We start from the raw sequence: 6,815 nt of genomic DNA, 5'->3' as shown, positions 1-6,815 counted from the left end.
GTCGCGCTATCCCCAAGGCGAGACCACCGCCGAGCTGGCTTATCGCGCGGGGGTGATGCACGAGAAGGCGGGCCGCGACGAGCGCGCGCGGAACATGTACGCCGCGGCCATCCGCGCCGACCCGGTTTCGTACTACGCCGTGCGCGCCGGCGACCGCGCGGGCTCCAACCCGCTGGCGGGGGCCCTCGCGAACGACCGCGCCTGGCCCATCGCCGCGCGCGACCAGGCCGACGCCGACGAGGGGCTGCGGCGGCTGAAGGCGCTTCACCTCACCGGCTTCGCGGCGGAGTTCAAGGAAGAGCTGGCCTGGCAAACGTACCGGCTGCGCACCCGCCCCGGCGCGCTGCTGGTGCTGGCGGAGGGGCTGGCGGAAGATCACCCGGTGGAGGGCATCCGTATTGGGCGGGAGCTGCTGGACGCGCGCGGCGGCGAGTGGGATGCGCGGCTGCTGAAGGTGGTCTTCCCCTTTCCCTACCGCGACATCCTGATGGCCGAGGCGGACCGGGCGAACGTCGATCCCTACCTGCTGGCGGGTCTGGTGCGGCAGGAATCGTCGTTCAACCCCAAGGCGCGCTCCTGGGTGGGCGCCACGGGGCTCAGCCAGATCATGCCGGCCACGGGAGCGTGGCTTGCGCCGGGCGCGGGGGTCAGCAACTTCGATCCCAGCCTGCTGGCCGTTCCCGAGATCAACCTGCGGATGGGCTCGCGCTACCTGCGCGACCAGCTGCGGCGCTACGACGGCAAGCGCGACCTGGCGCTGGCGGCGTACAACGCGGGCCCCAGCCGGGCAGACCGGTGGCGCCGCGAACTGGGGTACGGCGGCGACGCGGACGTGTTCCGCGAGCGCATTCCGTTCGACGAAACGCGCAAGTACGTCAAGGTGGTGCTGCGCAACGCCGCCATCTACCGCCGGCTGTACGGCGGCGAGCGCTCGCCGGGGCTGGCGGGCGGATCATAGTCCGCCCGCGCCGGCCGTGTGGACCCCGGCGGCGACTGGCGGGGTAGCCGTTGACCGTTGCCGCGGGCGCACCTACACTGTGCATCCAGGCCCGCCGCCATGGCCGCGCGTCATTCCCGGGCGCGTCCGTACATCTTCCGACACGGGCGAGATCATCCGCCGAATGCCGATGCCAGTCTTCCGCTTTGCGGCATCCCTGCTCGTTCCCGCCGCGCTGGCCCTGGCGGCCGTGCCGTCGCGTGCGCAGACCACGCTGCGGGGTTCGCCCGCCAGCGTCGACCGCATGTACCAGCAGGCCCGCTCGCACGACCTGACGTTCTATCGAACGGCCACGGGCGTGCGCGGCGCGGCGCGGGATGGCGACCTGGTGCGCATGAGCGGCAACGCCGACTACCGGCTAGCCGGCGTGTCGCACCCGTACGCGCTTTCCATCACCCGCACGTTCGTTCAGCGCCTGGCGCGCCAGTATCGGCAGACCTGCCGCGAGCAGCTGGTGATCACCAGCGCCATGCGTCCAACCTCGCTGCGGCTGGCCAACTCCGTCGACCGCTCGGTGCACCCGACCGGAATGGCCATCGACATCCGCCGCCCCACCAACAGCCGCTGCCTGCGGTTCCTCCGCGAGACGCTGCTGAGCCTGGAGCGCGCCGGGGTAATCGAGGCCACCGAGGAGCGCCGCCCGCCGCACTTTCACGTGGCGGTCTACCCCGGCCCGTACCGGCGCCACATCGGCAGCGGGGACGAGGCGCCCGCGGGGCAGCGTTCGGCCTCGCGCCCGCCGGCCCCGCGGCGGGACACCTACCGGGTGCGGCAGGGCGACTCGCTGTGGGAAATCGCCCGTCGGCACAACACCACGGTCGATCGGCTGCGCGTGGCTAACGACATGCGCACCAACCGCATCGTCGCCGGCCAGGTGCTGATTATCCCGGCGCGCTGACCCCGATCCGCCGTACATCGAAGGAGCCGCTTCCATGCAGGAGGCGGCTCTTTGTCATTTCCCGACTGCGCTTTGGATCACGCGGAGGCGCGGAGGACGCGGAGGGAACGGAGGGTGTCCTCCTGCAGTTCTCCGCGACCTCCGCGCCTCCGCGTGAGACAGCTTTTCAAGGGACAGGATCGTCCACGGATGCGGACACGCGCACGGCATCCAATGGGGTAAAGTTGAGCAACGGCGCGGGTTTCACATGGGCATCGGGGTTGCCCTGCCGCTCTGGTGCGCCGCGCCGCATTCCCGCGCGGACCCTTCACACCGTAGGACCCCGAGCAGGAGGCAGTATCCAATGAGACGCATGGTACGCGGCCTGGCACTGGCGGCGACGCTGGCGCTGGGCGCCACCGCCGGCGGGTGCGCCGGCTATGGAATGGAAGAGGTGCTGAACGGCGGGCTGGGCACGCTGTACGGCAACGAGGTGGAGGGCGAGATCCGCGGCGTGAACACGCGCTCCCGCTACCTGGAGGTGCGCACCTACAACGGGCGCAGCGAACGCGTTCGCTACGACGGCCGCACGCGCGTGGTGTACCGCGATCGCCAGTACAACCCGTCTGCCCTGGAGCGCGGCGACGAGGTGAGCATCCGCACGTCGCGCGACCGCGACGGCTACCTGTACGCCGACCACGTGCGCGTGCGCAACAGCCGCGGCGATGACCGGTACGGCTCGCGGGATCGGGACCGGGACCGCGACCGCGATCGACACGAGGACCGTGGCCGGTCCGACGACCGCCTCTACTCGCTGGACGCACGCGTGGTCCGGGTGAGCCGCACCACGCGGCAGATGGAGCTGCGCGCCAGCGACGGCCGCCGCATCTGGGCGACGCTCCCCCACGACTCGCGCGACCGCGACCGGTTCAACCGCCTCCGTGAAGGCGACCGCGTGCGCCTGACGGGCCGCTACACCAGCCGGGAGCGCTTCGTCATCGAACGCATCCGGTAAACCCGGAAAGGGGCGGGGCGGCCGATCGGCTGCCCCGCCCCTCTTCCGTTCCGCGCGAAGTCAGATGAAGACGGGCGCGCCGCGGGCTCCCGCCTGCCCCTCGATGGCGCGGATGATGGCCTTGGCGATCTTGTGCCCGCCCTGCACCGACGGCTCGATGGGGTTGGCGTAGTCTTCCGGCTCGCTGCAGACGATGCGCAGCTCGATGGCGGGCAGCACCAGCTCGAAGGCCGTCCGCAGGATGGCGTCGTTGAACATGATGAGCGCCGTGGGGGCCAGCCGCTGCATCACGTGGTCGCCGAAGTTGCCGTTGTAGATGGTGCAAACGGTCAGCGGCAGGTCGTGCTTGAGCAGCTGCGCGACCACGGCGCGATAGGCGTGCTCGAAGCGGTCACGCATGTCGGCGAGGTGCTCCAGCGCATCGGCGACGGTGGATGCGCGGCGCTGCAGGATGTCGACGTTCATCAGCGCGTCGTTGCCGCCGATGCTCAGCACCAGGTGCGTGGCGTCGGGCGGAATGCGGCCGTACTGCACGGGTATGCTGCCCGTGGTTGCGCCGTCGATGGCGGAAAGCGTGGCGCGCCATCCCTCCGGCATCTCCCGCTTCAGGTGCGCGACCACGTCCGGCCCGCCCGCCACGTACGATGCGTTGTCGAAGATGCTGTCGCCGAGAAGTACGATGTGCGGCATGTCTCCCTACTGCGTTTTCGGTTCCAGGATCGAACCCGGAGCAGGAGCAAGCGCGGGGCCCGCATGAGAACAACGGTACTGCGCGGCTGTCGCTGGACGAGACTCATCCGCGCTCGCGATACGATCCTACTGAGCCGGCAGACCAACGCCGGCCGATTCTCCAGACATATTCCCATCCCGCCACTTATCAATAAAAGCTTTGCTTTCCGGCCATCCGGTAGTACAGTATGGCTGGTGGGTGTCTGCCTTCCGTTTCGTGTCGCGGAGATCCACCCCTCACGGCGCGCCCCGACCAGCTCCGGCCAGGACGCGCTTTCCACGCCTTACCATTCACCAGGAGGGTAGTATGAACAAGCTCAAGCTGAACCTGGACGAGCTGTCGGTGGAGACGTTCGAATCGGCCGACGTTCCCGAGCAGCGCGGCACGGTAGAGGGGCGCGATCTCTTCGCGACCGGCAGGACTCTCTGCAACACCGAGTGCGTATCCTCACCGTGCGTTTGCTGGTGAGCGCCTGAACCGGCTCAGTGCAGGCACCGCACCGGTGATGATCGGGCACCCTGCGAGCCGCGGGGTGCCCGTTCTCGTGTCTGCCTGTGAGCGCCCGATCCATCGATCACGCAGGCGATGCGCCGGGCCTTGCATGCTTTCGGGCTGGGTCAAAGCCTTGCGCGCAGGCCCCGCACCCTTGACCCTTGTGGCGTCAGGCGGCGATGGCCGCCTCCGCAACCGCGAGTCAACTCCCCGAGGGTCATGACCGGCATTCGACTGCGACCTGTTGCGGCCTCGGATCTCGACACGTTCTTCGAGCACCAGCGTGATCCCGTCGCTCTTCGCGTGGGTACGCTCACGTCACGCGACCGCTCCGCGTTCGACACCCACTGGACGAGGATTCTCGCGGATCCTCTCGGGATCCTCCGCACCGTCGAGAGCGAGGGCGCCGTCGTTGGGTACATCGGCAGCTTCGTTCGCGGGGGTCTGCGCGAGGTGGCGTACTGGTACGGGCGGGAGCACTGGGGAAAGGGCATCGCGACCGTTGCGCTGCGAGAACTCCTCGCCCTGGTGCACGAGCGGCCGCTCTTTGCCCGGGTAACCGTGGACCATACCGCCTCCCGTCGCGTGCTCGAGAAGGTTGGCTTCTTCATCGAAGCGAGGGAGGCCACGGTCGAGAGTTCCGGAGACGATGTCGAAGAGTTCCTGCTGCGGCTGGACTGAACGTGTTCGCGCACGGCCGCCTATCAATCGGCTTCAGGGAAGCGGCGCCTTGCATGCTTTGGGTGGGCACGAAAGTCTTGCGCGCCGGCCCGGCACCCTTGACCCTTGTGTCGTTGGGCCCACTTCGCGTCCCTGTGTCAGCCCAACGTCACCGTTCTTCCATGTCAACAGGCGGAGGCAGGCATGAACGCTGATGAATTCCGAGAAGGCGTCGAGCACTTGGACCGACTGGCACAGGGGGATTACCACGTCTCATTGGGAACGTTGTTGAAAGCTGGTGATCCTGGTACGCGCCTTGTTCGGCTCGGTCGACTTATGGGCGTGGCTATGAAAGAGCCACTCGCGTTCCCAGTCGACCGCGACTCCCCATCGGGATATTCGGGCTCCTACCGTGACTGGCTTGTCCCTGATGACCTTTCAGAGCATAACGTGCCACCAGCGTTCCCGGGATCGTGGCAGCATCAAACGCTCGCAACGCTAGCATCCGGCCGAGCCACGGTCGATGTACAGATGGCCGATGTCGTTCAGCTGGTTTACGAACTCAAGTACGAGCGAGGCTTTTTCTCATACCTTGCCGAATCCATCCGGAAGTATCTGTGCGGGGACGCTGAATTGCGCAAGAAGATTGAGGATCAGATCGGCGCCGGGAAGGAGGCCGGTGTTGGCGCACAATTGGCAAAGCCGGAGCTTCTGGTTCAGGCGGGGGGGGCTTACACTCGGTTCGTTGCTCATAGCAAATGTGCCCGTGCTCGGCATCGTGGGTGCACCGGTCATCGCTGGTTTGACTTTGATTCTTTACAACATCGGAGTTGACGCGTTCTGTCGATGGTCGGAGGATGAGCTTCGGAGTGCAGAGACTTCGGAGAAGTGATCCCCCATGGTGACGCGCCCAGTGAGCCTGGCGCGCGCCCCGGCTGGGCACTTACACGTAGGCTGGTTACTCCTGGATGTTGCCTGCCGCAGCGCGCTTTCGCTCGCCGGACGCGGCGATGTGGCCGCTGGAGCCATGCTCCGCACGCTTTACCTCGGCGGCTACCGGCCTGACAATCGGCTGCAGGGCATGCGGGGCCTTGCATGCTCCGGGGCGGACGAAAGTCTTGCGCGCCGGCCCCGCACCCCTGACCCTTGAGGCGTTAGGCCGCATTCGGGTGCCGCACCGCGGTATGCTCTTCGACCTTGGGCGCTCCCAACGCGAGCGGCTACTCCACAACAACATTCGGGTTGAGTCCACGATGACAGATGATCGCTTCCGCGCATCGGTTCAGTACGACGACCTAATCGGTTCGTCAGCGGCGGACAGGGCAGACGGCAATGGTCCTGGGGACTGGCTCCGAGCCAAGGGCCTGATGCACCAACACGAGTTCGTGGTTGGGGTAAACGTGTGGGTTGGCGAGAACCGCGGCGCGCATCGCGATCCGATCACGGTGCATTTTCTAGTGACGCCGGGTTCATTCGATTCCGTCAAGGAGTCCATCGCGACGACCTCAGGCGCCTTCGCTACTCGGCGCATTACTACTGAAATGCCACTCACAGAATTCTTCGGCTTGTTCAAGCGGTTCAGTATCTGCCTTTCGCCCGGTGGAATGCTGAACGACAAACGTTACTCTTACACCGAGGAGTGAGAAGCAGCGATGGTCCCCGCTGGCGTGTGCGGCCCAACAAGCGGCTGCAGGGGATGCGGGGCCGTGCATGTTTTCGGGTGGATGACAGGCTTGCGCGACGGCCCCGCATCCCTGACCCTTGCGTCGTTAGGCCGCTATTATTCAACGATGGACCCTCGCAAGCTCTTCCTCGATGAGCGGCACTCGCTGTACTGCGCCTATTGTGGCGACGTGCCGTCGACCGCTGATCACGTTCCCTCAAAGGTTCTCCTCGATCAGCCATTTCCCGAGAACCTGCCGGTGGTGCGTTGTTGCATCACTTGCAACAACCGGTTTTCTCGCGACGAACCTTACGTTGCGTGCCTGATTGAGTGCGTGATTTCTGGCTCTGTGGATATCGACCGAGTGCGCCGGGAGAAGGT

General features: G+C 66.7%; 8 protein-coding genes and 1 pseudogene. 8 read left to right on the top strand and 1 reads right to left on the bottom strand.

The genetic code is table 11. The annotated features are described in order from the left end of the window. The 3 genes from VIB55_RS17440 to VIB55_RS17430 all read left to right on the top strand — a co-directional run. Nucleotides 1-958: lytic transglycosylase domain-containing protein (locus VIB55_RS17440; RefSeq protein ID WP_331877947.1), on the top strand; the 958-nt coding region annotated here is incomplete at its 5' end. Nucleotides 959-1,121: 163 nt separating this feature from the next. Next, complete coding sequence (locus VIB55_RS17435) at nt 1,122-1,895, top strand: LysM peptidoglycan-binding domain-containing protein (RefSeq protein WP_331877946.1); 774 nt, start codon at nt 1,122-1,124, stop codon at nt 1,893-1,895. A gap of 343 nt (nt 1,896-2,238) precedes the next feature. Beyond that, complete coding sequence (locus tag VIB55_RS17430) at nt 2,239-2,889, top strand: hypothetical protein (RefSeq protein ID WP_331877945.1); 651 nt, start codon at nt 2,239-2,241, stop codon at nt 2,887-2,889. Nucleotides 2,890-2,949: 60 nt separating this feature from the next. Here the strand turns inward: VIB55_RS17430 and VIB55_RS17425 are convergent, their stop codons facing one another. Beyond that, nucleotides 2,950-3,579 (bottom strand): SGNH/GDSL hydrolase family protein, encoded by a 630-nt coding sequence (locus tag VIB55_RS17425; protein ID WP_331877944.1) that lies wholly within the window; start codon nt 3,577-3,579, stop codon nt 2,950-2,952. A gap of 346 nt (nt 3,580-3,925) precedes the next feature. Between VIB55_RS17425 and VIB55_RS17420 the strand changes: the two genes are divergently transcribed. The 5 genes and pseudogenes from VIB55_RS17420 to VIB55_RS17400 form a co-directional block, all read left to right on the top strand. Next, entirely contained in the window at nt 3,926-4,087 is a 162-nt protein-coding gene (locus tag VIB55_RS17420; RefSeq protein WP_331877943.1) for a hypothetical protein, read from the top strand. A gap of 243 nt (nt 4,088-4,330) precedes the next feature. Next, nucleotides 4,331-4,792, top strand: a complete 462-nt coding sequence (locus VIB55_RS17415) for a GNAT family N-acetyltransferase (RefSeq protein WP_331877942.1) — start codon at nt 4,331-4,333, stop codon at nt 4,790-4,792. Between the two features lie 183 nt (nt 4,793-4,975). Next, complete coding sequence (locus VIB55_RS17410; protein ID WP_331877941.1) at nt 4,976-5,605, top strand: hypothetical protein; 630 nt, start codon at nt 4,976-4,978, stop codon at nt 5,603-5,605. A 419-nt stretch (nt 5,606-6,024) separates the two neighbouring features. Continuing rightward, a complete protein-coding gene (locus VIB55_RS17405; protein ID WP_331877940.1) occupies nt 6,025-6,414 on the top strand; it encodes a hypothetical protein in 390 nt (129 codons plus the stop codon). A 90-nt stretch (nt 6,415-6,504) separates the two neighbouring features. Further along, nucleotides 6,505-6,815 (top strand): annotated as a pseudogene (locus tag VIB55_RS17400) (hypothetical protein); the annotation flags it as partial.

This window comes from Longimicrobium sp., assembly GCF_036554565.1.
GTDB lineage: Bacteria > Gemmatimonadota > Gemmatimonadetes > Longimicrobiales > Longimicrobiaceae > Longimicrobium.
The sequence above is the reverse complement of the archived record's forward strand: the minus strand, read 5'-3'. Positions and strand labels throughout refer to the sequence as shown.